The organism is Pseudomonas sp. ok266, assembly GCF_900110195.1.
Taxonomy (GTDB): Bacteria; Pseudomonadota; Gammaproteobacteria; order Pseudomonadales; family Pseudomonadaceae; genus Aquipseudomonas; species Aquipseudomonas neuropathica.
The window spans coordinates 60,166-84,468 of the sequence record NZ_FOCU01000005.1 but is presented as its reverse complement, the minus strand read 5'-3'; the positions used below and the strand labels follow the sequence as shown (position 1 = coordinate 84,468).

Sequence of the window (24,303 nt, the reverse complement as noted above, 5' to 3'; positions counted from 1 at the left end):
GTTCCTTGTATGCACTTTGATACCTGTTTATCGGCTGCTGGCCCTGTGGCTTTATGGCTGTAGGGCAAAGTCGCCCCAGACTGGCCTGAATGTCCTCCCGTGAGTTACCCTTACGGCTTATGTGTGTTTTCCCACAAGGATCCAAGAAATGTCCGAGCCAGTTAAACTGCGCGCTCACAACCAGGCCCATTGCAAGGATTGCAGCCTGGCCCCTCTCTGCCTGCCACTTTCTCTGAATCTGGAAGACATGGATGCGCTGGACGAAATCGTTAAACGCGGCCGCCCGCTGAAAAAGGGCGAGTTCCTGTTCCGCCAGGGCGACACGTTCGATTCCGTTTATGCAGTACGCTCCGGCGCCCTGAAGACCTTCAGCCTCAGCGACAGCGGCGAAGAGCAGTTGACGGGTTTCCACCTGCCGAGCGAACTGGTCGGCCTGTCCGGCATGGACACCGAGAAACACCCGGTCTCCGCCCAAGCACTGGAAACCACTTCGGTCTGCGAAATCCCTTTTGAACGTCTCGATGAACTGGCCCTGCAACTGCCGCAGCTACGCCGCCAGTTGATGCGCGTCATGAGCCGGGAAATCCGCGACGACCAGCAAATGATGTTGCTGCTGTCGAAAAAAACCGCCGACGAGCGCATCGCTACCTTCCTGGTCAACCTCTCGGCCCGCTTCCGCGCTCGCGGATTTTCGGCCAACCAGTTCCGCCTGAGCATGTCGCGCAATGAAATCGGCAACTACCTCGGTCTGGCGGTGGAAACCGTGTCCCGGGTTTTCACCCGTTTTCAGCAGAACGAACTGATCGCCGCCGAGGGCAAAGAGATTCACATCCTCGACCCGATCCAGCTCTGCGCGCTGGCCGGTGGCTCGATCGAAGGCTGATCTCGATCCGCGGTTGAGCGAAGCGTTTCAGCCGCGGGTATACTGCGCCGTTTGCAGCCCTGCCAGGACACCTCGACGATGGTCTTCGACTCCTTCGACATCAAATCGCTTATCCGCCCTGTGATCGACTTCCCGAAACCGGGCGTGATCTTTCGCGACATCACCCCGCTGTTTCAGTCGCCGACGGCTCTGCGCCTGGTGATGGACAGTTTCGCCCACCGCTACGTCGAAGCTGATTTCACCCACATTGGCGCGATGGATGCCCGTGGCTTCCTGATCGGCTCGGTGCTGGCCTATCAGTTGAACAAGCCGCTGGTGCTGTTCCGCAAGCAAGGCAAACTGCCGGCGGACGTACTGGCCGAAGGTTACGCAACCGAGTACGGCGAAGCGTTCCTGGAAGTGCACGCCGACAGCCTGTGTGAAGGCGATTCGGTGGTGATGTTCGATGATTTGATTGCCACGGGCGGGACGTTGATCGCCGCCGCGAACCTGATTCGCCGCATGGGCGCGCGGGTGCATGAGGCGGCGGCGATTATTGATTTGCCGGAGCTGGGTGGTTCGCAGCGTCTTGAGGACATGGGCATTCCTAGCTTCTGCCTGACGCAGTTTGCCCTGACTGATAAATAAGTAGCGCCCTCCCGGACGCTTTCGCGAGCAAGCTCGCTCCCACAAGGGAACGCATTCCAACTGTGGGAGCGAGCTTGCTCGCGAAGGGTCCGGCAGCCTCACGCCGAAACCTAAAGCCCCATCTGCTTGCTAATGATCTCGTTCATCACTTCCCGCGTCCCGCCGCCAATCGACAGAATGCGGTTATCCCGATACAGCCGCTCCACCAGACTTTCGCGCATATAACCCAGCCCGCCAAGAATCTGCACCGCCTCGGTGGTGATCCGGTCCGAGGTGTCCGTGGCAAAGTTCTTCGCCATGGAAATTTCCTTGATCACACTCTGCCCCGCCGCCATCTTCGCCGCTTGCCGGTAAGTAAATTCGCGTGAGACTTCCAGCGCAGTCGCCATCTCGGCGAGGCGATGCTTGATTACCTGAAACTTGCCGATCGGCTTGCCAAACGCTTCGCGCTCGCGCGCCCACCTCAGGCTTTGCTCCAGTGCAAGCTGTGAGGTCATGTTGGCCATCAGCGCCAACGCCAGCCGTTCGCTCTGGAAGTTGCCCATGATGCAGGCGAAGCCCATGTTCTCGGCGCCGATCAGGTTTTCTGCAGGCACGCGGCAATCGTCGAAGAACAACTCAGCCGTGTCCGACGCCCACCAACCCATTTTTGTCAACTGCCGGCCAACGGTGAAGCCCGGCGTACCCTTCTCGATCAGCAGCAGACTGATGCCGCCAAACCCCGGCGCACCGGTGCGTACCGCGACGGTGTAGAAATCGGCGCGCACGCCACTGGTGATAAAGGTTTTACTGCCGCTGACGCGATAGACATCGCCGTCACGCACGGCGCGGGTTTGCAGGTTGGCGACGTCGGAGCCGCCGCCGGGTTCGGTGACGGCCAGGGCACTGATCTTTTCGCCGCTGAGCACTTGCGGCACAACGTGATCACGCACCTCGGGACGGGCCCATTTGACGATCGGTGGCAGGCCGATATCCAGCGATCCCAGCCCCGCTACCAGGCCGCCAGAGCCGCAGCGCATCAACTCTTCACTCGCGGCGACCTTGGCGAACAGATCGCCTGCATGGCTGCCTCCCAGCGCTTCCGGATAACCGATGCCGAGGATGCCTGCCGCGCCAGCCTTCAGGTACAGCTCGCGGGGGAAGCTTTCGGCTTCTTCCCACTGATCGATGTCCGGCAGGATCTCGCGTTCGACGAAACGTCTGACGCTGTCGCGGACCAATTGGTGGCTGGGGTCGAAGTATTCCTGAAAGGCAGGCATGGGCGAGCTCCACGGAAAGGTTCGCCGAACTTAACCGAGCGCTTGCTTGGTTTTCAACTCAATTGTGTGAATCAGCCAAACCGAGTCACCCCATTCGCGAGCAAGCTCGCTCCCACAGGGGATTTGTGAATGACACAAAACCAATGTGGGAGCGAGCTTGCTCGCGAAGGCGTCAGCTCAGACACTGCAAATTCAGAGAGAAATCGGTTTACGCCCGGCAAACGAATGCGCCAGCGTGCCGCCATCGACCAGTTCCAGTTCACCACCCAACGGCACGCCGTGGGCAATGCGAGAGGCGATCAGGCCTTTGTTGCTCAACAGCTGAGCAATGTAATGCGCCGTCGCTTCACCTTCCACGGTCGGGTTGGTCGCGAGGATGACTTCGGTAAACGTGCCCGCCTCTTCGATCCGCGTCATCAACTGCGGAATGCCGATCGCCTCAGGCCCCAGGCCATCGAGCGGCGACAAATGCCCCTTGAGCACAAAGTAGCGGCCACGGAAACCGGTCTGCTCGACCGCATACACATCCATCGGCCCTTCCACCACGCACAGCAACGTATCGTCACGGCGGGTATCGGCGCATTGCGGGCACAGATCGTCTTCGGTCAGCGTGCGGCACTGACGGCAGTGACCGACCCCTTCCATGGCCTGGCTGAGGGCCTGGGCCAGGCGCAAGCCGCCGCTGCGGTCACGCTCAAGCATCTGCAACGCCATGCGCTGAGCGGTTTTCTGCCCCACGCCCGGCAAAGTGCGCAAGGCGTCGATCAGTTGGCGAATCAAAGGGCTGAAGCTCATGGGTAAAAAGTCCGACAAAACAACGAGACGCGGTTTATACCCGCGCCTCTGGCCAGCGTCAAATACTCAGTCCTGGGCGACCTTCACCACCAGTTTGCCGAAGTTGCGCCCTTCCAGCAGACCGATAAACGCCTCGGGCGCCTGCTCAAGGCCTTCGACCACGTCCTCGCGGAATTTCACCTTGCCATCGCGTACCCACGGCACCATGTGGCTGATGAACTCCGGCTGACGATCACCGTAGTCGTCGAACACGATGAAGCCCTGAATGCGCACGCGCTTGGTCAGCAGCGTGCGTTGCAGCATCGGCAGGCGATCCGGGCCTTTTGGCGCTTCGGAGGCGTTGTAACCGGCGATCAGGCCGCACAGCGGAATGCGCGCCTTGGGGTTGAGCAACGGCACCACGGCATCGAAGACATGACCACCGACATTCTCGTAATAGATGTCGATGCCGTTGGGGCAGGCCTTGGCCAATTGCTCGGCAAAATCGGGCGCCTTGTGATCGATGCAGGCATCGAAACCCAGCTCTTCGACCACGTACTTGCACTTCTCGGCACCGCCGGCCACGCCGACTGCGCGCAGGCCTTTGATCTTGGCCACTTGCCCGACTACCGAGCCGACCGCGCCGGAGGCAGCCGCCACCACCAGCGTTTCGCCTTCTTTCGGCTGACCGATGTCCATCAGCCCCATGTACGCGGTCATGCCGGGCATGCCCAACACACCCAGCGCCATCGACGGGCTCGGCAACCCGGCAGGGATCGGCATGATGTCACGGCCATCGCTGATGCTGTGGCTCTGCCAACCGGTCGCGCCGACCACCAGATCACCTTTATGGAATTTCGGATGACGTGAATCCTCGACACGGCTGACCGCGCCGCCGGTCATCACTTCACCGATTTGTACCGGCGCGGCGTAGGACGGTGCGTCGCTCATGCGCCCGCGCATGTAGGGATCGAGGGACAGGTACAGGGTTTTCAACAATACCTGACCGTCCTGCAGATCCGGCAAGGCTTCGCGTTCGAGGCGGAAGTTTTCCGGGGTCGGCGCGCCAACCGGACGCGAGGCGAGGACGAAGCGTTGGTTGAGGGTAAGAGAGTCGGACATGTCAGCGTCTCCTGTGAAGGGTTAATTCAGCGGGTATAGGGAGCAGACCGTTGAGGCTTTTGGGCGTTCGATGTTTATTCCGGTGGACCGAGGTGAGTTGATCGTTCCCATGCTCCGCGTGGGAATGCCGCAACGGACGCTCCGCGTTCGGCTCTGGACTTGGAACGCGGAGCGTCCCGGGCTGCATTCCCACGCAGAGCGTGGGAACGATCGGCCAGAAACAAAAATGCCAGGCGCAATGCCTGGCATTTTGTGTAGCTCATCTGCCGCCGGATGGCGAATCAGAATGGCAGTTTCATACCGGCTGGCAGGTTCATGCCAGCGGTCATGTTGCCCATTTTGTCCTGGCTGTTCTTTTCGATCTTGCGCACTGCGTCGTTGACGGCGGAGGCGATGACCGCTTCCAGCATTTCTTTGTCATCTTCGCTCATACCTTCAACCAGGCTTGGGTCGATGCTCACGCTTTTGACGTCGTGGCGACCGGTCATCACCACGGTGACCATATCGCCGCCGGCCTTACCGGTGACTTCGGCGTTGGCCAGTTCTTCCTGCATCTTGGCCATTTTTTCCTGCATCTGCTGTGCCTGCTTCATCAGGCCGGCCATGCCACCTTTCATCATGGGAATCACCTCAAAAGTACTTGGATCAAAACAGCGCCCGGCCAGCGCGGCCGGGCACCTTCAGTTATTAGCCTTGGGTGACCAAGGCGTCGACAGGTTCAATAGTATCGTTTCGCACCACCGCGCCGAACTGCTGAACCATCTGCTGGATGAACGGATCGCCATGGATTGACTCCTCCGCCTCGCGCTGACGGTTGGCGCGCCGACGGGACGCGGCCTGGGCCGGGGTTTCCTGCTCGGGCTTGATCAGCTCGATGGTCAGGCTCAGCGTGCGACCGTGGAACTGGTTCAAGGCATCGTTGAGACGACGCTGCTGCGTGGCGTTGAACAGTGCGCTGTGCGCCGGGTCGAGGTGCATCAGCCAATGGTCGCCATCGACGGCGATCAATGTGCAGTTGGCGGCGATGCTGCCGGTCATGCCGGAGATCGGCAGTTTCGGGAACAGCTCCAGCCACTGCAACGCCAGACCTGTGGCCGGCGCCGCAGCCGGCTCTGGCTCGGGTTCCGGGGCAGGCTCGGCAGCGTGTTCGCTGGCCAGTTCGTCGAGGTAGCTGTAGGCCGAATCGATGTCCGGCTCGATGTAATCCTCATCCAGCGGCGGCTCGTCGTCCAGGTCCATGCCCGGGGTGGCGGCATCGACGTCGGCGACCGACGGCTCGGGAATCGGCGCGGCGGCCCACTCAGGCGCTTCCGGAACGACGCTGTCCGGGGTCGGCAGTGGCATTGGCGGCAACTCGGGTTGCTCGGCGGTGGTTTCCAGTACCGGTTCGACGGCGGGTTGCTGCGCAGGCTCGGGGTCGGCCTCGGGTTCCACCGGGTCATTCCACGGCAGGTCGACGACTTCTTCAGCGACGAGAGGCGCTGGCTCAGGTTCTGGCGCGGCAACAGGAGCAACCGGCGCCGGCTCGGGAGCCGGTGCAGGTGCAGGTGCAGCCACTGGCGCAGGCGCTACAGCAGGCGTCGGCGCAACAGCCGCAGCGACTACCGGCGCAGGTTTAGGCGCGGCAGCCACGGAGTTTGCGGAATCAACTGTGGCCTGGCTGATCCCCACTGGCTTTAGCGGTTGCCTCGGTGCGTCTGCCGTATCTGCCGGCCGGAAGGCCAGCATCCGCAGCAGGACCATTTCGAAGCCACCACGCGGGTCCGGCGCCAGCGGTAAATCGCGGCGGCCGATCAGGCCCATCTGGTAATAGAACTGCACGTCTTCAGCCGGCAAGGCCTGCGCCAGTGCCAATACGCGATCGCGGTCGCCATGGCCGTTGTCGACGCCTTCCGGCAGCGCCTGGGCGATGGCCACGCGGTGCAGCACATTAAGAATTTCCGAGAGCACGCCATTCCAGTCCGGGCCTTGTTCGGCCAGGTGACGTACGGCTTCGAGCAACGCCTTGGCGTCGCCTTCGATCAATGAATGCAGGACGTCATAGACCTGACCGTGATCCAGCGTGCCGAGCATCGCCCGCACGTCGGTAGCGAGAACCTTGCCTTCACCGAAAGCAATCGCCTGATCGGTGAGGCTCATGGCGTCACGCATCGAACCGTCAGCGGCGCGACCGAGCAGCCACAGTGCATCGTCTTCAAACGGCACGTTTTCGGCAGTGAGAACGTGGGTCAAATGCTCGACCACACGCTCCGGCGTCATGTTCTTCAGCGAGAACTGCAGGCAGCGCGACAAAATCGTTGCCGGAAGTTTCTGCGGATCAGTGGTCGCCAGGATGAACTTGACGTACGGCGGCGGCTCTTCGAGGGTTTTCAGCAGCGCATTGAAGGAATGGCTGGAGAGCATGTGCACTTCGTCGATCAGGTAGACCTTGAAGCGCCCACGGCTTGGCGCGTACTGCACGTTGTCGAGCAGTTCGCGGGTGTCTTCGACCTTGGTGCGGCTCGCGGCGTCGATCTCGATCAGGTCGACGAAGCGCCCCTCATCGATTTCACGGCACACCGAACACTCGCCGCACGGGCTGGAAGTGATACCTGTCTCACAGTTCAGGCATTTGGCAATGATCCGCGCAATCGTGGTTTTACCCACCCCGCGCGTACCGGTAAACAGGTACGCGTGGTGCAGCCGCTGGCTGTCCAAGGCATTGATCAGAGCCTTGAGCACATGGGTCTGGCCGACCATTTCGCGGAACGAGCGCGGACGCCATTTACGTGCAAGAACCTGATAACTCATCGAAAACCGTCGCAACGAAGGAAGCTGAAGCGGCTAATGCTAGCGGAGCAAGGGCAAAATTGCATCCGGTGTCCTCGTCTAATATGGCTAAGCTGCATGAGCAGAGGCTTTTATCGGCTCGGGATCGGGAATTACCGGAGCGTTTATGCGGTGGGCCTTAGGGGCGTTGCTGGGAATCAGCCTGAACGTGACGGCAGCGGAAACCCCGTTGCGCTTCGCCATGCCCGACAGCTGGGCAATGCCGATGGTGCAATTCGAACGCGGCCGACCGACCCAAGGCATTCTCTACGACCTGATGCTCAGCCTGGCCACGCAGGTCGGCGTACCGGCCGAGTTTCACGTCCTGCCCCGCGCCCGCGTGCAGACCGCCATGGAACACGGCGAGATCGACGTGCGCTGCTATGCCGCACAGTCATGGCTGCCAAATCAGTCGGGGGATTACATCTGGAGTCTGCCGTTGTTCTTCCAGCGCGATCTGCTGATCAGCCGCAAAGATCAACCTAACAGTGTCGTCCCCGCGCATTTGCCCCGCCAATCCATCGGCACCGTTCTGGGCTACACCTACCCGACTCTGCAACCGCTGTTTGATGCGGATCGGCTGCAACGTGAAGATGCGCGCAATCAGGAGCAGGTGCTGGAAAAACTGTTGGCCGGGCGTTATCGCTATGCGGTGAGCAATCAGTGGACGCTGGACTGGTTTAACCAGCGCCTGCTACCTGAGCAACAGCTGCAAGGGGTGGCGGTGTTGCAGGAGCAGAAGGTCGGTTGTTATGTGCGGAATGATCCGAAGGTACCGGTGCAGCGAATATTGCGCACGTTGTTGCGGATGAAAATGTCGGGGGAGATTGATGAGATTATCCGGCTCTATACCGGGTCCTCTGAAGCCACCCCATAACCCCTGTAGGAGTGAGCCTGCTCGCGAAAGCGGTGTCTCAGTCAACTCATCTCTGGCAGGTCTGACGCCTTCGCGAGCAAGCTCGCTCCCACAGTTAACTCAGGGCACTGGCCAAATCGCAGACACAAAAAAACCGCAGTGGGCGAAACCCATGCAGTTCTGTTTAAGCGTTCGATTGTTCGTTAAGGTGGTAACCCCACCAGCCACACCCCGGCACACAATGTTCCCGCTGTGGCTGCTGCCTTCCGGCTCTGACCAGGTTCACGGGTAATCGTTGCGGGGGGACCGATGGGGTCACCATAACGACGCTTGCCTGTCGGCGAGCCGCGCCATTGTACCTATCTGAGACGAAGTTACAACCGTTGGTTGCAGATTAAAAATATGAACGGGTTCAAGGACATAAAGATCGCAGCCTGCGGCAGCGCCTACAGGGCCAGAACTTCATCCGCCCTGCCGCCCGCCTGCTGGATCACCAGATGAATGAAGTGCAGTTTGGCAATCGCTGGCGCCGGCAGCACGAACGGGTAAAAATCCGGCTGGCCCATGCTCCGTGACAGTTCATTGAGCATGCCGGCCAGTTCGATCCACGCGTTGACGAATGACAGGAACGCCTCGCCACCGGGATGCTCCGGGTCGTACAGCGTGCTGGGCGGAAACGGCTGGTAGTCGAAATCCATTTCCCGCGCGCTCATGCCAAAACCCAGCGCGGTGTCCACCGCATCCATCATGTGCAGGTAGTGCGCCCAGGTTTCCGCCCAGTCTTCCCACGGGTGCATGGTTGCGTAGGCGCTGACGTAGTGCTGCGGCCAGTCCTGAGGTGCGCCTTGTTGATAGTGACGATCAAGCGCTTCGGCGTAACTGGCGCGTTCGTCGCCGAACAGGCTGCGGAATGAGCCGAGCCAGGGGCCGTTGGCGATCAGGCGATCCCAGTAATAGTGGCCAACCTCATGGCGAAAATGCCCAAGCAGTGTGCGATAGGGTTCATGCATCGCCGCCCTCACCTGCTCGCGGTGGGCGTCGTCGGCTTCTTTGATGTCGAGGGTGATCAGGCCATTGGCGTGGCCGGTCATCGGTGCGTTGCCTTCGAGGTCGACGCCGATGAAGTCGAAGGCCAGCCCAGTGTCTTCATCAACGGTTTTCGGGATGACTGGCAGGCCGAGGGTGATCAGTTGCGCAACGAGGCGACGCTTGGCGATTTCGACTTTGCGCCAACGCTCAGGGTTGTCAGGGGCGGACAGGTCGGGGATGGTGCGGTTGAGGCTGCAGGCGATGCACAGGCTGTCGTGATCGTTGGCCGGCAGCAGCCAGTTGCACGCGGCGGCTGTGTCGAGGTTGGCGCAGCGGCGGAACAGGCCGGCCTCGGGGTCGGCATCGAGCGTCCAGGTGCCCTCATACGGCCCCGGCTGCAGCGAGGTCAGGCGACTTTCTTCGGCTTGATAACCGAGTAACGCATTACAGGCCAGACACTGGCTGTTGCGAAAGAACAGCGACTGGCCGCAGCGGCACGGCCAGACTTTGCTGTTGCGTGAGGATTCGCCCATGAACGGCGCGATGATGCGGGAACTGAGCTGCTCGAAAAAGCGGTGCATGGCGATCTCTCCCTGGGGCTTGCCAAGACTAGATCATTCCCGTGACAACATCGTTCCCGCGCTTTGCTGATCGTTCCAACGCTCTGCGTGGGAATGCATCCAGTGACGCTCTGCGTCACAGCGGACGCGGAGCGTCCGGAGCGGCATTCCCACGCGGGAGCGTGGGAACGATCAATCTTAAACGGCGACGCCGTGAGTTTTGAGGAAGGCGATGAAGGTTTCTTCGTCCATCACTTTCACGCCCAGCTCATTGGCCTTGGTCAGTTTGGAACCAGCGCCGGGGCCTGCGACCACACAATGAGTCTTCGCCGACACGGAACCGGCAACCTTGGCGCCAAGGCTTTCCAGATGTTCCTTGGCGACATCACGGCTCATCAACTCAACCTTGCCGGTCAGCACCCAGGTCTCGCCGGACAGCGGCAAGCCCTCAACAACCTTCTTCTCGCTCTGCCAGTGCATGCCGAAATCACGCAGTTGCTTTTCGGATGCCTCAGCCAGTTGCCGGTTCTCAGGCAGCGCAAAAAACTCGCGAACCGAATTCGCCTGTTTCTCCGGCAAGGCCTGACGCATGTCCAGCCAGTCAGCATTCATCACCGCTTCCAGCGAACCGAACTTGTCCGCCAGCTTCTGCGCGCCACCGGGGCCGACCGAAGGAATGTGCAGCTTGTCGAGAAAGCCACCCAACGTAGTGCTGGCCGCGAACTCGGCGCCCAACTCACCCTGATCCTGAATCTGCAGACCATGGCCCAGCAACTCAGCGATGACCTGCTGGTTATGCGCATCTTCAAAGAAGCTGTGAATCTCGTACGCCACTTCCAGCCCCACATCCGGCAGATAGGTCAGCACTTGCGGCAGCGCCTGCTGCACGCGCTCCAGCGAACCCAGCGAGCGCGCCAGGACCTTGGCAGTCTCCTCGCCGACATCAGGGATACCCAGTGCATAGATAAAACGCGCCAGCCCCGGTTTCTTGCTGTCTTCGATGGCCGCCAGCAGTTTGTTGCTCGATACCTCGGCAAAACCTTCCAGATCGACGATGTCATCGAACTTCAGCGCATACAGATCGGCCGGCGAACTGACCAGACCTTCATCGACCAGTTGCTCCACGCTTTTGTCGCCCAAGCCTTCGATGTCCATCGCCCGACGCGAGACGAAGTGAATGATCGCCTGCTTCAGTTGCGCGCCACAGGCCAGTCGGCCCACACAGCGATACACCGCGCCTTCGCTGACGGTTTCCTTGCCTTTGCTGCGCTTGATCAGTTGCGTGCGCTCGACGTGCGAACCGCACACAGGGCAGCTCTCGGGAATCTGCACCGCGCGCGCATTTTCGGGACGGCGATCCATGACCACTTGCACCACCTGCGGAATCACATCACCGGCGCGACGGATGATCACGGTGTCGCCGATCATCAGGCCCAGACGCGCGACCTCATCCATGTTGTGCAGCGTAGCGTTGGCCACGATGACGCCGGCGACCTTGACCGGTTTCAAACGAGCGACCGGGGTGACAGCACCGGTACGACCGACTTGAAACTCGACGTCGAGCAGTTCGGTGAGTTCTTCCATAGCCGGGAATTTGTGCGCGATCGCCCAACGCGGTTCGCGGGCGCGGAAGCCCAGTTCGCGTTGATCGGCAATGCTGTTGACCTTGAACACCACGCCGTCGATTTCGTAGGCCAGCGCGTTACGACGCTCACCGATGTCGCGGTAGTAATCCAGGCATTCGCCGATGCCCTTGGCCAGTTTCAGTTCGTGACTGATCGGCATACCCCACTTCTGCAACTGCTTGAGGTTGCCGATGTGGGTGTCGGAAATATCGTGGGAGACCTGACCGATGCCGTAGCAGCAGAATTCCAGCGGACGGTTGGCGGTGATCTTCGAGTCGAGCTGGCGCAGGCTACCAGCGGCAGCGTTGCGTGGATTGGCGAAGGTCTTGCCGCCGATTTCCAGTTGCGAGGCGTTGAGACGCTCGAAGCCGGCCTTGGACATGAACACTTCACCGCGCACTTCCAGGGTCGCCGGCCAGCCTTCGCCATGCAGTTTCAGGGGAATGTTGCGCACGGTGCGCACGTTGACGCTGATGTCTTCGCCAGTGGTGCCGTCGCCGCGCGTGGCGCCGCGTACCAGCACGCCGTCCTGATAAAGCAGGCTGACCGCTAGGCCATCGAGTTTCGGCTCGCAGCTGTACTCCACCGCAGCACCGCCACCGAACAGATCGCCGGCCGGCAGGTCCAGACCTTCGGTCACCCGGCGATCAAATTCGCGCATATCGGTTTCTTCGAAAGCGTTGCCGAGGCTGAGCATCGGCACTTCGTGACGCACCTGGGTGAACGCGGTGAGCGCCACGCTGCCGACGCGCTGGGTCGGCGAATCGCTGGTGATCAGTTCCGGGTTGGCCGCTTCCAGCGCTTTGAGCTCGTGGAACAACCGGTCGTACTCGGCGTCCGGAATGCTCGGCTCGTCGAGAACGTGATAACGGTAGTTGTGCTGATCGAGTTCAGCGCGTAGCTCGAGAATGCGGTTTTTGGCGGCGGTCATGGGTGTTCTCTCAAAAAGCAAAAGAGCAGCCGAGGCTGCTCAATCTATATTGCCGACTGCCTCTTGTGCCGAGGAAATCTTTTCAATCAACGCTTCTGGGTCAAGGCGCGACGTTCGAATTCGACGATGCGCTGACGGTAGTGCTCGATGGTCTGCGCGGTCAGGACGCTGCGCTGGTCATCTTTCAGTTCGCCGTTCAATTCCTGCGACAGCTTGCGGGCTGCAGCCACCATCACGTCGAAAGCTTGCTTCGGATGACGCGGGCCTGGCAGGCCGAGGAAGAAGCTTACCGCCGGGGTACTGAAATGGTCGATGTCGTCCAGATCAAAGATGCCCGGCTTGACCGCGTTGGCCATGGAGAACAGCACTTCACCGTTGCCGGCCATGCTTTCGTGACGGTGGAAAATATCCATCTCGCCGAAACGCAGGCCGCTTTCGAGAATGTTCTGCAACAGCGCCGGGCCTTTGAAGCCAGCGGCATCACGGCAGATCACGCTGATGACCAATACTTCTTCAGCTTGTGGCTGATCCTTGTCGGCCACAGCCGGCGCAGGCTTGCTGTCTTCAACGAAATCGTTGTCACGGCTGCTGAAGCTCGGGCCGCCGTCCAGATCCAGATCGAGGTTCAGGTCACCCTGCGCCGGACCGTTGCTGCCACGCTTGCCACGTTTCGAACCGGATTCGCGAGGCTCGCGTGCTTCGCGGGCCGGCATGCTCACCGACGGCAGGTCGTGTTCGTCCAGTTGCGGCTCTTTGTGGGTGTCCAGCACGCGAGCCGGGCCCAACAGCTCAGCGCTGGTGTCCTCGTCCGGCAGGTTGGACAGACTTCGGTCAAGACGGAATTTCAGTTTTCCCTTGCCGCCGCGCATACGGCGCCAGCCATCGAAAAGAATACCGGCTATCACAATGATGCCGATGACGATCAGCCACTCGCGCAGACCGATTTCCATGTAATCCCGTGCCTCTATAAAAAATGCTGAAAAATAAGGGGTTTACATTGTGCAAACCGCTTTAAAACGTGGCGCCAACTCTATGTTCTGACAGGCGTTTTGCCCACGTATACGAAAAATTGACATTAAACTAGCACGACCAAAGACAACTTTACACCGTCTGTCTCATTTGGCTTGCGCGAATATGTCGATTGGCCAGCAAGTCGCAGTTGGTAAAAAAGTCCTACAGACCTGAATTACCTTTTCCGACACCACGCTGACTCAGGCGTCCACCATCGCCATCGCCTCCTCGACATCTACGGCTACCAGTCGCGAACAACCCGGTTCATGCATCGTTACGCCCATCAACTGCTCGGCCATTTCCATGGCGATCTTGTTGTGGGTGATATAGATGAACTGCACGGTCTGCGACATCTCTTTGACCAAGCGTGCGTAGCGTCCAACGTTAGCGTCATCCAGTGGCGCGTCAACCTCATCGAGCATGCAGAACGGCGCCGGGTTCAATTTGAAGATGGCAAAAACCAGTGCCAGTGCGGTCAGGGCTTTTTCCCCGCCGGAGAGCAAATGGATGGTGCTGTTCTTCTTCCCTGGCGGCTGCGCCATGATCGTTACCCCTGTATCGAGTAGATCTTCGCCCGTCAGTTCCAAATACGCGCGCCCGCCACCGAAAACTTTTGGAAAAAGCGCCTGTAAACCGCCATTGATCTGATCAAAGGTATCTTTGAAGCGGTTGCGGGTTTCCTTGTCGATCTTGCGAATAACGTTTTCCAGGGTCTCCAGCGCTTCGACCAGATCGGCGTCCTGGGCATCCAGATAACGTTTACGCTCGGACTGTTGCGTGTATTCATCGATGGCCGCGAGGTTGATCGCACCCAGGCGCTGAATCCGCGCGTTGATGCGTTCGAGTTCTTCTTCGGCTTCGCGTTCACTGGCTTGTGCGGTTAATGTCGCGAGCACGCCGTTAAGATCGTAGCCGTCTTCCAGCAACTGATCCTGCAAAGCCTTGCGGCGCACGGTCAGGGCTTGCCATTCCATGCGTTGCTGTTCGAGCTGGCCGCGAATCAACTGCGATTGCTGCTCGGCCTGAGTCCGGCGCTTTTCCGCGTCGCGCAATTCGCGATCGGCATCTTCCAAAGCGATCTGCGCGGTCTTCAGTTCTTCATCGACGGTCATGCGCTTATCGAGCAGTTCTTCGAGTTTCAGGCGCAGCTCTTCCAGCGGTGCCTCGCCCTCCTCCAGATTCAGACTCAACTGTTCGCGCTTTTCAGTCAGGCGCTCGGCCTGCATTTCCAGACGCTCCAGCGCCTGACGCGTGGAGTCGTGCTGCGCGCGCAAAGAGCCAAGACGCACGGCCAATTGATGGGCGTGATCCTTGTGCTGCCGCGCCTCCTGGCGCACGCGGTCAAGGCGCTCGCGCAGGCTGTCGCGCTGGGCCAACAGCAACTCGCGCTGTTCGGTGTCCAGCGCCATGGCATCCAGCGCTTCTTGCAATTGCATGCGCGCTTCGCCGATCTGTTCGTGCTCGAGTTCGCGTTGTTCGCCGAGCTCGACCAGCTCTTCATCGAGACGGGTGCGGCGCAAAGTCAGCTGTTCGGCCTTGGCTTTACCGGCGGACAGCTGTGCTTTCAATTCGCCTTGCTGACGCGCTTCGTCTTGCAGCAAACGACGCAAATGTTCGCGGCCGTTTTCCTGCTGACGCTGTTGCGCACGCAGGGTTTGCAGACGGGTTTCCATGGCCTCGACCGTGGCTTCTTTTTCTTCACGTTCGAGGTGCAGCGCTTCGATTTCCTGACCACGGGCGAGCATGCCGCTTTCCGCTTCGCTGGCCCGGCGCACGCGCAGGAAGTGCCGGCCGACCCAGTAACCGTCACGACTGATCAGGCTCTCGCCAGCGCTCAACTGTCCGCGCAAGGCCAAGGCCTGCTCAAGACTATCGACCGGTTTGACCTGACCGAGCCACGGCGACAGATCGACCTGCGCATCAACCTTGTCGAGCAAGCTGCCGGCCACGCGCACGCCATCGCTGGCCGGGCTGAGCAGGCGCAGATCGCCCTGAGTAAAACCGGACAAATCGAAGCCGCTGAAGTCGTCGACCAGCACCGCTTGCAGATCGGCGCCGAGCACGGTTTCCACCGCCAGCTCCCAACCGGCCTCGACCTTCAGGCCCTCGGCCAGACGCGGACGCTCGGCGAGGTTGTGTTCTTTCAGCCATTCGGCAGTGCCGGTGCCCGGGTCGAGCGCGGCTTGCTGCAAGGCTTCGAGGGACGCGAGGCGACCGTTAAGTCGCTGCAAATCGCCCTGCGCCTGTTGTTGCGCGGTCAGCGCCTGCTGCAATTCCTGCCGCAGTTGTTCGAGTTTTTCGACCTGCGCTTCTTCGCTGGTCTGCAAATCTTCGAGGGTCGCTTCGGACTCGGCGAGCTGCTCGTTGAGTTCCATGATCGCCGCGTCTTCCGGGTCAGCCGAGAGCAGCGCGCGCTCTTCGCCGAGACGCTTTTGCCGGTCGGCCAGACGCTCCATGCTGGTTTCCAGCTGCTGGATGCGCGACTGCTGCACTTCAGCCTGACGGCGCGGTTCGGCGGCGGTCAGGTTGAAGGCGTCCCACTGCTCCTGCCAGCCGTGCATGACCGATTCGGAATCTTCCAGTGCAGCGGCGGCTTCTTCGGCGGCAGCGCTGGTGACTTCCTGCTCGGGGGTGAGCATGTCCAGCTCTTCGCCGAGGGTCAGCAGCAACGTGCGGTCGTGGCCCAGGTGTGATTCGGTTTCGAGGCGTGCGCGCTCGGCTTCTTTCAAGTCGTCCTGCAACTGCCGCAAGCGTTGCTGGCCGTGCTGGATGCTTTGCTCGACGCGGGCGATATCGCCGCCGACCGAATAGAAGCGCCCCTGCACCAGATTGAAGCGTTCGGACAGGTCATGGTGACCATCACGCAGACGCTCAATGGCCGCGTCAGCATTACGCTGCTCGGCGACCAGCGCTTCGAAACTGATTTCCTGGGTGCCGATGATCGACTCGCGCTGGCCGACCTGTTCGTTGAGATCCTGCCAGCGCAGGGCCGACAGTTGTGCCTTGAGCTGACGCTCCTCGGCTTTGAATTCCTGATACTTCTTCGCCGCTTCGGCCTGGCGGTGCAGGCGCTCGAGTTGACGCTCGAGCTCTTCGCGCAGGTCAGTCAGACGCGCGAGGTTTTCGTGGGTGCGACGGATGCGGTTTTCGGTCTCACGCCGGCGCTCCTTGTACTTGGAGATGCCGGCGGCTTCTTCGATAAAGTTGCGCAGGTCTTCGGGCTTGGACTCGATCAGCTTGGAGATCATCCCCTGCTCGATGATCGAGTAACTGCGCGGGCCCAGACCGGTGCCGAGGAAGATATCGGTGATGTCGCGACGCCGGCATTTGGTGCCGTTGAGGTAATACGTGGTCTGGCTGTCGCGGGTGACTTTACGGCGGATGGAAATCTCGGCGTAGGCGGCGTACTCGCCCAGCAGCGTGCCGTCGGAGTTGTCGAAAACCAGTTCGATACTGGCCTGACTCACCGGTTTGCGGCTGGTCGAGCCGTTGAAGATGACGTCGGTCATCGACTCGCCACGGAGGTTCTTCGCCGAACTCTCGCCCATCACCCAGCGTACGGCGTCGATGATGTTCGACTTGCCGCAACCGTTCGGCCCGACGACCGCCGCCATGTTACTGGGGAAGTTCACCGTGGTCGGGTCGACGAAGGATTTGAATCCCGCCAGTTTGATGCACTTGAGCCGCACGCTTAGGCAACCGTCAGGGCGGAAACCACCAGATCGCAGCTGCGCTGGGCGTAAGCCGTCAGCACGATGCGGATCTGCGGCAAATCACGGGCGAGCACGGCGGCGAGCAGGCGTTCGAACAGTTCGAGGAACTCGCTCATTGAAGCCTTGCGCTGTTCGAGGGCGAGGAAGTACGCACGGCTCATGGCCGGCTGCAGGTTCTCGACGGTCTCTTGCAGGTACGGATTGTTGGCGAACGGATAGGCGGCGCGCATTACGGCGAAGCTGTCGTCGACGAAGCTGCGGATATCCTGACGCTCGTAGCTGGCGGTCAGGCGCTGCTGGATCTGCACGAACGGCGCCATGTCCGATTGCACTTGCCAGCCATTGGCCACTGCGTTGCCGAGCAGGATGTACAGCTCGCTCATCAGCGTGCACAGGCTCTGCACCTTGTGCGGCGTCAGCTCGGTGACGTGCGCACCACGGCGCGGCAGGATCGCGATCAGGTGGCGGCGCTCAAGGATCAGCAAGGCTTCACGGACCGAACCGCGACTGACATTCAGTGCCAGCGTGACCTTCTGTTCCTGGATGCGCTCTCCCGGCTTCATTTCGCCACGAATGATGCGTTCGGCGAGGTGGTGAGCGATTTGCTCGGCGAGGCTGTCCGGCGCCTTGAACGTCATGGTTGTCCTTCAAACTCTATCGATCTGCACAAGCGGCGCAGTGTAGCGCAAATGCAGGCTCATGGCGGAGTGCCCACTCAGCGGTTTTTGGCACGATTCCCGCAAAAAAGCAGGGGATCCAATGAGGGTCAATACTGAATAGACACGTTGTTGATCGACGAAATGCTTTTTCCTGACCTTTAAGTCAGAAAACCATTGACCGAAAAGTCAGACCTGCTAAATTCGGTTCACGTCGGTTAACAACAATAATGAGTCTGCGAGGCCTTCCGTGATCCAGTTTTTACTTAACCAGGAACTCCGTAGCGAGCACGCCCTGGACCCGAATCTGACTGTGCTCAATTACCTGCGTGAACACGTCGGCAAATCCGGCACCAAAGAAGGTTGCGCCAGCGGTGACTGCGGCGCCTGCACCGTGGTGGTCGGCGAGTTGCAAACGGATGACGCTGGCCGCGAACACATTCGCTATCGCAGCCTCAACTCGTGCCTGACGTTCGTGTCGTCGCTGCACGGCAAACAACTGATCAGCGTCGAAGACCTCAAGCACCAAGGCGAACTGCACAGCGTGCAGAAAGCCATGGTCGAGTGCCACGGCTCGCAGTGCGGTTTCTGCACCCCCGGTTTCGTCATGTCGCTGTTCGCCCTGCAAAAGAACAGCGATGCACCGGATCACGCCAAGGCCCACGAAGCGCTGGCCGGCAACCTCTGCCGTTGCACCGGCTACCGGCCTATTCTGGCCGCTGCCGAGCAATCCTGCTGCGGCAAGCAACCAGATCAGTTCGATGCCCGCGAAGCGGAGACCATTGCGCGCCTCAAAGCCATCGCACCGACCGATATCGGCGAACTCAACAGCGGCGACAAACGCTGCCTGGTGCCGCTGACCGTCGCTGATCTGGCCGATCTCTACGACGCTTACCCACAAGCGCGCCTGCTCGCTGGCGGCACTGATCTGGCGCTGGAAGTCACCCAATTCCACCGCACCCTGCCGGTGATGATCTACGTCGGCAACGTCGCGGAAATGAAGCGCATCGACACCTTCGAAGACCGCATCGAAATCGGCGCCGCCACCGCCCTCTCCGACTGCTACGAAGCGCTGAACGCCGAGTACCCGGACTTCGGCGAACTGCTGCACCGCTTCGCTTCGCTGCAAATCCGCAACCAGGGCACCCTCGGCGGCAACATCGGCAACGCCTCGCCGATTGGTGATTCGCCACCGCTGCTGATCGCTCTCGGCGCGCAGGTCGTGCTGTGCAAAGGCGAAACTCGCCGCACCTTGAACCTGGAAGATTACTTCATCGATTACAAAGTCACGGTCCGTCAGGAAAGTGAATTCATCGAGAAGATCATCGTCCCGCGCGCCAGCGCCGAGCAGCTGTTCCGCGCCTACAAGGTCTCCAAGCGTCTGGACGACGACATCTCTGCCGTCTGCGCCGCGTTCAACCTGCGCGTGGAAAACGGCGTGATCACCGATGCACGCATGGCTTTCGGCGGCATGGCCGCGATCCCGAAACGCGCCGCCCATTGTGAAGCCGCGCTGATTGGTGCGCCGTTCACCAACACGGTGGTCGAACGTGCCTGCGCCGCACTGGCGGAAGATTTCACCCCGCTCTCGGACTTCCGCGCCAGCAAGGAATATCGCCTGCTCAGCGCGCAGAACCTGCTGCGTAAATATTTCATCGAACTGCAAACACCGCACATCGAGACTCGGGTGACCGCTTATGTCTAACCATCACGGCGTAGAAAAAACCCAGGCTGAACTGGCTGAACTGTTCGCCAAGGATCTGACCTCTGGCGTCGGCCGCAGCGTCAAGCACGACAGCGCCGCCAAGCACGTGTCCGGTGAAGCGCAGTACATCGATGATCGCTTGGAATTTCCCAACCAGTTGCACCTGTATGCACGCATGTCGGACCGCGCCCACGCGAAGATCATCAGCATCGACACCTCGCCGTGTTACGCCTTCGAAGGCGTGCGCATCGCCATCACCCACGAAGACGTGCCAGGCCTGAAAGACATCGGCCCGCTGATGCCAGGCGACCCGTTGCTGGCCATCGATGACGTGCAGTTCGTCGGCCAACCGGTGCTCGCGGTGGCCGCGAAGGATCTGGAAACCGCGCGCAAAGCCGCGATGGCGGCGATCATCGAATACGAAGATCTCGAACCTGTGCTCGACGTAGTCGAAGCCCTGCGCAAGCGCCACTTCGTCCTTGACAGCCACACCCACCAGCGCGGCGATTCGGTTTCTGCGCTGGCAACCGCTGAACACCGCATCCAAGGCACACTGCACATCGGCGGTCAGGAACACTTCTACCTGGAGACGCAAATCTCCTCGGTAATGCCCACCGAAGACGGCGGCATGATCGTTTACTGCTCGACGCAGAACCCGACCGAAGTACAGAAACTGGTTGCCGAAGTGCTCGACGTGTCGATGAACAAAATCGTCGTCGACATGCGCCGCATGGGCGGTGGTTTCGGTGGCAAGGAAACCCAGGCCGCCAGCCCGGCGTGCCTGTGCGCGGTGGTTGCGCACCTCACCGGCCAGCCGACCAAGATGCGCCTGCCGCGCGTCGAAGACATGCTGATGACCGGTAAGCGTCACCCGTTCTACGTCGAGTACGACGTCGGCTTCGACAGCACCGGGCGCCTGCACGGGATCAACATGGACCTGGCCGGCAACTGCGGCTGCTCGCCGGACCTGTCCGCGTCGATCGTTGACCGGGCGATGTTCCATTCCGACAACTCTTACTACCTCGGCGATGCGACCATCCACGGTCACCGCTGCAAGACCAACACCGCGTCGAACACCGCTTACCGTGGTTTCGGTGGCCCGCAAGGCATGGTCGCGATCGAAGAAGTGATGGACGCGATTGCCCGTCACCTGCAGCTTGACCCACTTGCGGTGCGCAAGGCCAACTACTACGGCAAGACCGAACGCAACGTCACCCATTACTACCAGACCGTCGAGCACAACATGCTCGAAGAGATGACCGCCGAACTGGAAGAAAGCAGCCAGTACCACGAGCGCCGTGAAGCGATTCGTCGCTACAACGCCAACAGCCCGATCCTGAAAAAAGGCCTGGCGCTGACCCCGGTGAAATTCGGCATTTCCTTCACCGCCAGTTTCTTGAACCAGGCCGGTGCGCTGATCCACATCTACACCGATGGCAGCATCCACCTGAACCATGGCGGCACGGAAATGGGTCAGGGCCTGAACACCAAAGTCGCGCAGGTCGTGGCCGAAGTGTTCCAGGTCGAAATCGACCGTGTGCAGATCACTGCGACCAACACCGACAAGGTGCCAAACACCTCGCCGACGGCAGCGTCCAGCGGCGCCGACTTGAACGGTAAAGCGGCGCAGAACGCGGCGGAAATCATCAAGAAACGCCTGATCGAATTCGCTGCGCGTCACTACAAAGTCACTGAAGAAGACGTTGAATTCCACAACGGTCACGTGCGTGTTCGCGACCACATCCTGACCTTTGAAGCGCTGATCCAGCAGGCGTATTTCAATCAGGTTTCGCTGTCGAGCACTGGCTTCTACAAGACCCCGAAAATCTACTACGACCGCAGCCAGGCCCGTGGTCGTCCGTTCTACTACTTTGCCTTCGGCGCGGCGTGCTGCGAAGTGATCGTCGACACCCTGACCGGCGAGTACAAGATGCTGCGCACCGACATCCTTCACGACGTCGGCGCCTCGCTGAACCCGTCCATCGACATCGGTCAGGTCGAGGGTGGTTTCATTCAGGGCATGGGTTGGCTGACCATGGAAGAGCTGGTCTGGAACAACAAAGGCAAGCTGATGACCAACGGCCCGGCCAGCTACAAGATCCCGGCCGTGGCGGACATGCCGCTGGACCTGCGGGTGAAGCTGGTGGAAAACCGCAAGAACCCGGAAGACACGGTGTTCCATTCCAAGGCTGTCGGCGAGCCGCCGTTCATGCTCGGGATTGCCTCGTGGTGTGCGATCAAGGATGCGGTGGCGAGCCTCGGTGATTACAAGCATCAGCCGCAGATCGATGCGCCGGCGACACCGGAGCGGGTGTTGTGGGGTTGTGAGCAGATGCGTCAGTTGAAAGCGGTGAAAGCCGTCGAAGCTGAAACCGCGGTTGTTTGATGATCGTTCCCACGCTCTGCGTGGGAATGCAGCCCGCGACGCTCTGCGTCGCATCCTGAACAGCGGACGCGGAGCGTCCAGTGATGCATTCCCACGCAGAGCGTGGGAGCGATCTGAGAGGTGTGTATGTACAACTGGATCGACGCCCTCGCCGACCTGCAGAACCAGGGTGAACCCTGCGTTCTAGTGACGATCATCGAAGAGCTCGGCTCGACGCCACGCAATGCCGGCTCGAAAATGGTCATCAGTGCTAATCAGAGTTTCGACACCATCGGTGGCGGGCATCTGGAATACAAAGCCATGCAGATCGCCCGCGAGATGCTCGCCTGCGGCAAGCAGGACACTCATCTGGAGCGCTTCAGCCTCGGCGCCAGCCTGGGCCAGTGCTGCGGCGGCGCCACCGTGTTGCTGTTCGAACCAATGGGCCAGGTGCAGGCGCAAATCGCCGTGTTCGGGGCCGGTCACGTTGGCCGCGCCTTGGTGCCGCTGCTCGCCAGCCTGCCCTGCCGGGTGCGCTGGATCGATTCGCGCGAGGCCGAATTCCCCGAACACATCCCCCACGGCGTGCGTAAAATCGTCGCCGAAGAGCCTGTGGATGAAATCGATGACCTGCCCGCCGGCAGTTACTGCATCGTCATGACCCACAACCATCAACTCGACCTTGAACTCACTGCCGCGATTCTCAAGCGCAACGACTTCGCCTACTTCGGCCTGATCGGATCGAAGACCAAACGCGCGAAGTTCGAGCACCGTATACGTGATCGCGGTTTCGACAGCGGCGTCGTGCAACGCATGCGCTGCCCGATGGGCATCGGCGAAGTCAAAGGCAAACTGCCTGTGGAAATTGCCATCTCCATCGCCGGCGAAATCATCGCCACCTACAACGCCAACTTCGGCCAGCAGACTGCCAGCGCCGAACCGATTGCCAAACTGTTGCCGGTGTCGCGGCGCAGTCAAGCGACCAAACTCAAAGCCTCAAACTGATTAGAGAACCCTCATGCCTCTGACTCGCAAAGCCTACCGCGCCGCCATCCTGCACAGCATCGCCGACCCCGCCGAAGTCGGGATCGAAGCCTCCTACGAATATTTCGAGGACGGCCTGCTGGTGGTCGATGGCGGCAAGATCAGCGCCCTTGGCCATGCCAGTGATTTGCTGCCGACCCTGCCGGCGGACATCGAAATCGAGCATTACCAGGACGCGTTGATCACCCCGGGCTTCATCGACACCCACATTCACTTTCCGCAAACCGGCATGGTCGGTGCCTACGGCGAGCAATTGCTCGACTGGCTGAACACCTACACCTTCCCGTGCGAAAGCCAGTTCGGCGACAAGGCCCACGCCGACGAAGTCGCTGACATTTTCGTCAAGGAGCTGCTGCGCAACGGCACCACTACCGCATTGGTGTTTGGCAGCGTGCACCCGCAATCGGTGAACTCGTTATTCGAAGCGGCCGAGAAGCTCGACCTGCGCATGATCGCCGGCAAGGTGATGATGGACCGCAACGCCCCGGACTACCTGACCGACACCGCCGAATCGAGCTACGTCGAAAGCAAGGCGCTGATCGAACGCTGGCACGGCAAGGGCCGCCTGCACTACGCGGTCACCCCGCGCTTCGCGCCGACCAGCACCCCGGAACAACTGACCCTCGCCGGGCAACTGCTGACCGAATACCCGGATCTGTACATGCAGACCCACATCAGCGAAAACCTCAAGGAAATCGAGTGGGTCAAGGAGCTGTTCCCTGAGCGCAAGGGCTACCTCGACGTTTATGACCACTACAAACTGCTCGGCGAGCGCTCGGTGTTCGCCCACGGCGTGCACCTGTGCGACGACGAATGCGCGCGACTGGCGGAAACCGGTTCGGCGATCTCGTTCTGCCCGACCTCGAACTTCTTCTTGGGTAGCGGCCTGTTCAACCTGCCGATGGCCGAGAAGCACAAGCTCAATGTCGGTCTGGGCACTGACGTTGGCGGCGGCACCAGTTTCTCGCTGCTGCAGACGCTGAACGAAGCGTACAAAGTGATGCAACTGCAAGGGGCACGACTGAGCCCGTTCAAGTCGCTGTACCTGGCGACCTTGGGTGGCGCGCGGGCGCTGCGTCTGGAAGACAAGATCGGCAACCTGCAACCGGGTTCCGACGCTGACTTCCTGGTGCTCGATTACAACGCGACGCCGCTGCTGAGCTACCGTTTGAAGCAGGCCAACAACATTGCCGAGACGTTGTTTGTGTTGATGACGCTGGGCGATGACCGCACGGTGCAGCAGACGTATGCGGCGGGTGCTTTGGTGCATCAGCGCTAAGCTTTTTCCAAGGCATAAAAAATCCCCCGGTGGTGTTCAGCCCCGGGGGATTTTTT

General features: G+C 60.5%; 17 protein-coding genes and 1 other RNA gene. 7 read left to right on the top strand and 11 right to left on the bottom strand.

The window, feature by feature from the left end; all coding sequences use genetic code 11:
• The first annotated feature begins 148 nt into the window (after positions 1–148).
• A complete protein-coding gene (gene fnr, locus BMY54_RS10500) occupies positions 149–883 on the top strand; it encodes a fumarate/nitrate reduction transcriptional regulator Fnr (protein WP_007918332.1) in 735 nt (244 codons plus the stop codon).
• A gap of 78 nt (positions 884–961) precedes the next feature.
• Positions 962–1,510 (top strand): adenine phosphoribosyltransferase, encoded by a 549-nt coding sequence (locus BMY54_RS10495; protein WP_034152844.1) that lies wholly within the window; start codon positions 962–964, stop codon positions 1,508–1,510.
• A gap of 110 nt (positions 1,511–1,620) precedes the next feature.
• Here the strand turns inward: BMY54_RS10495 and BMY54_RS10490 are convergent, their stop codons facing one another.
• The 5 genes from BMY54_RS10490 to dnaX all read right to left on the bottom strand — a co-directional run bounded on the left by BMY54_RS10490 (position 1,621) and on the right by dnaX (position 7,455).
• Positions 1,621–2,769: an acyl-CoA dehydrogenase family protein gene (locus tag BMY54_RS10490; protein WP_093431843.1), complete on the bottom strand. Its 1,149-nt coding sequence runs from the start codon at positions 2,767–2,769 to the stop codon at positions 1,621–1,623.
• Positions 2,770–2,961: 192 nt separating this feature from the next.
• Positions 2,962–3,564 (bottom strand): recombination mediator RecR, encoded by a 603-nt coding sequence (recR, locus tag BMY54_RS10485; protein ID WP_007918335.1) that lies wholly within the window; start codon positions 3,562–3,564, stop codon positions 2,962–2,964.
• 66 nt (positions 3,565–3,630) lie between these two features.
• Positions 3,631–4,665, bottom strand: a complete 1,035-nt coding sequence (locus tag BMY54_RS10480) for an NADP-dependent oxidoreductase (protein ID WP_093431840.1) — start codon at positions 4,663–4,665, stop codon at positions 3,631–3,633.
• 281 nt (positions 4,666–4,946) lie between these two features.
• Positions 4,947–5,285: a YbaB/EbfC family nucleoid-associated protein gene (locus BMY54_RS10470; RefSeq protein ID WP_016984747.1), complete on the bottom strand. Its 339-nt coding sequence runs from the start codon at positions 5,283–5,285 to the stop codon at positions 4,947–4,949.
• Positions 5,286–5,352: 67 nt separating this feature from the next.
• On the bottom strand, positions 5,353–7,455 hold the full coding sequence (gene dnaX / locus BMY54_RS10465) for a DNA polymerase III subunit gamma/tau (RefSeq protein ID WP_093431834.1): 2,103 nt from the start codon (positions 7,453–7,455) through the stop codon (positions 5,353–5,355).
• A gap of 145 nt (positions 7,456–7,600) precedes the next feature.
• Here dnaX and BMY54_RS10460 point away from each other — a divergent pair, with 145 nt between their 5' ends.
• Positions 7,601–8,350 (top strand): substrate-binding periplasmic protein, encoded by a 750-nt coding sequence (locus BMY54_RS10460; RefSeq protein ID WP_093431831.1) that lies wholly within the window; start codon positions 7,601–7,603, stop codon positions 8,348–8,350.
• Between the two features lie 194 nt (positions 8,351–8,544).
• Here the strand turns inward: BMY54_RS10460 and ffs are convergent.
• From ffs to BMY54_RS10430, 6 genes are all read right to left on the bottom strand, one after another.
• Positions 8,545–8,641, bottom strand: an RNA gene (ffs, locus tag BMY54_RS10455) — signal recognition particle sRNA small type.
• A 134-nt stretch (positions 8,642–8,775) separates the two neighbouring features.
• A complete protein-coding gene (locus BMY54_RS10450) occupies positions 8,776–9,939 on the bottom strand; it encodes a zinc-binding metallopeptidase family protein (protein WP_093431828.1) in 1,164 nt (387 codons plus the stop codon).
• A 177-nt stretch (positions 9,940–10,116) separates the two neighbouring features.
• Entirely contained in the window at positions 10,117–12,474 is a 2,358-nt protein-coding gene (gene ligA / locus BMY54_RS10445) for an NAD-dependent DNA ligase LigA (protein WP_093431825.1), read from the bottom strand.
• Between the two features lie 86 nt (positions 12,475–12,560).
• Positions 12,561–13,424 (bottom strand): cell division protein ZipA, encoded by an 864-nt coding sequence (gene zipA, locus BMY54_RS10440; protein ID WP_093431822.1) that lies wholly within the window; start codon positions 13,422–13,424, stop codon positions 12,561–12,563.
• A 261-nt stretch (positions 13,425–13,685) separates the two neighbouring features.
• The gene (gene smc, locus BMY54_RS10435; protein WP_093431819.1) at positions 13,686–17,174 is read right to left on the bottom strand and encodes a chromosome segregation protein SMC; all 3,489 of its coding nucleotides are present in this window, start codon (positions 17,172–17,174) and stop codon (positions 13,686–13,688) included.
• A 2-nt stretch (positions 17,175–17,176) separates the two neighbouring features.
• Positions 17,177–17,836 (bottom strand): GntR family transcriptional regulator, encoded by a 660-nt coding sequence (locus BMY54_RS10430; protein WP_034152853.1) that lies wholly within the window; start codon positions 17,834–17,836, stop codon positions 17,177–17,179.
• Between the two features lie 268 nt (positions 17,837–18,104).
• Here BMY54_RS10430 and xdhA point away from each other — a divergent pair, with 268 nt between their 5' ends.
• The 4 genes from xdhA (at position 18,105) to guaD (ending at position 24,247) form a co-directional block, all read left to right on the top strand.
• Positions 18,105–19,559, top strand: coding sequence for a xanthine dehydrogenase small subunit (gene xdhA, locus BMY54_RS10425; RefSeq protein ID WP_093431816.1), 1,455 nt, complete (start codon positions 18,105–18,107; stop codon positions 19,557–19,559).
• Positions 19,552–21,945: a xanthine dehydrogenase molybdopterin binding subunit gene (gene xdhB / locus BMY54_RS10420; RefSeq protein WP_093431813.1), complete on the top strand. Its 2,394-nt coding sequence runs from the start codon at positions 19,552–19,554 to the stop codon at positions 21,943–21,945. The genes xdhA and xdhB overlap by 8 nt, the downstream gene beginning before the upstream one ends.
• Positions 21,946–22,071: 126 nt before the next feature.
• The gene (gene xdhC / locus BMY54_RS10410; RefSeq protein WP_093431810.1) at positions 22,072–22,929 is read left to right on the top strand and encodes a xanthine dehydrogenase accessory protein XdhC; all 858 of its coding nucleotides are present in this window, start codon (positions 22,072–22,074) and stop codon (positions 22,927–22,929) included.
• Positions 22,930–22,942: 13 nt separating this feature from the next.
• Positions 22,943–24,247, top strand: coding sequence for a guanine deaminase (gene guaD, locus BMY54_RS10405; protein WP_093431807.1), 1,305 nt, complete (start codon positions 22,943–22,945; stop codon positions 24,245–24,247).
• Positions 24,248–24,303 lie beyond the last annotated feature (56 nt).

What these genes read in the sequence shown, in the direction of transcription:
- fnr (WP_007918332.1), top strand. Translation starts at nt 149, where the DNA reads ATGTCCGAGCCAGTTAAACTGCGCGCTCACAACCAGGCCCATTGCAAG.
- BMY54_RS10495 (WP_034152844.1), top strand. Translation starts at nt 962, where the DNA reads ATGGTCTTCGACTCCTTCGACATCAAATCGCTTATCCGCCCTGTGATC.
- BMY54_RS10490 (WP_093431843.1), bottom strand. Translation starts at nt 2,769, where the DNA reads ATGCCTGCCTTTCAGGAATACTTCGACCCCAGCCACCAATTGGTCCGC.
- recR (WP_007918335.1), bottom strand. Translation starts at nt 3,564, where the DNA reads ATGAGCTTCAGCCCTTTGATTCGCCAACTGATCGACGCCTTGCGCACT.
- BMY54_RS10480 (WP_093431840.1), bottom strand. Translation starts at nt 4,665, where the DNA reads ATGTCCGACTCTCTTACCCTCAACCAACGCTTCGTCCTCGCCTCGCGT.
- BMY54_RS10470 (WP_016984747.1), bottom strand. Translation starts at nt 5,285, where the DNA reads ATGATGAAAGGTGGCATGGCCGGCCTGATGAAGCAGGCACAGCAGATG.
- dnaX (WP_093431834.1), bottom strand. Translation starts at nt 7,455, where the DNA reads ATGAGTTATCAGGTTCTTGCACGTAAATGGCGTCCGCGCTCGTTCCGC.
- BMY54_RS10460 (WP_093431831.1), top strand. Translation starts at nt 7,601, where the DNA reads ATGCGGTGGGCCTTAGGGGCGTTGCTGGGAATCAGCCTGAACGTGACG.
- BMY54_RS10450 (WP_093431828.1), bottom strand. Translation starts at nt 9,939, where the DNA reads ATGCACCGCTTTTTCGAGCAGCTCAGTTCCCGCATCATCGCGCCGTTC.
- ligA (WP_093431825.1), bottom strand. Translation starts at nt 12,474, where the DNA reads ATGACCGCCGCCAAAAACCGCATTCTCGAGCTACGCGCTGAACTCGAT.
- zipA (WP_093431822.1), bottom strand. Translation starts at nt 13,424, where the DNA reads ATGGAAATCGGTCTGCGCGAGTGGCTGATCGTCATCGGCATCATTGTG.
- BMY54_RS10430 (WP_034152853.1), bottom strand. Translation starts at nt 17,836, where the DNA reads ATGACGTTCAAGGCGCCGGACAGCCTCGCCGAGCAAATCGCTCACCAC.
- xdhB (WP_093431813.1), top strand. Translation starts at nt 19,552, where the DNA reads ATGTCTAACCATCACGGCGTAGAAAAAACCCAGGCTGAACTGGCTGAA.
- xdhC (WP_093431810.1), top strand. Translation starts at nt 22,072, where the DNA reads ATGTACAACTGGATCGACGCCCTCGCCGACCTGCAGAACCAGGGTGAA.
- guaD (WP_093431807.1), top strand. Translation starts at nt 22,943, where the DNA reads ATGCCTCTGACTCGCAAAGCCTACCGCGCCGCCATCCTGCACAGCATC.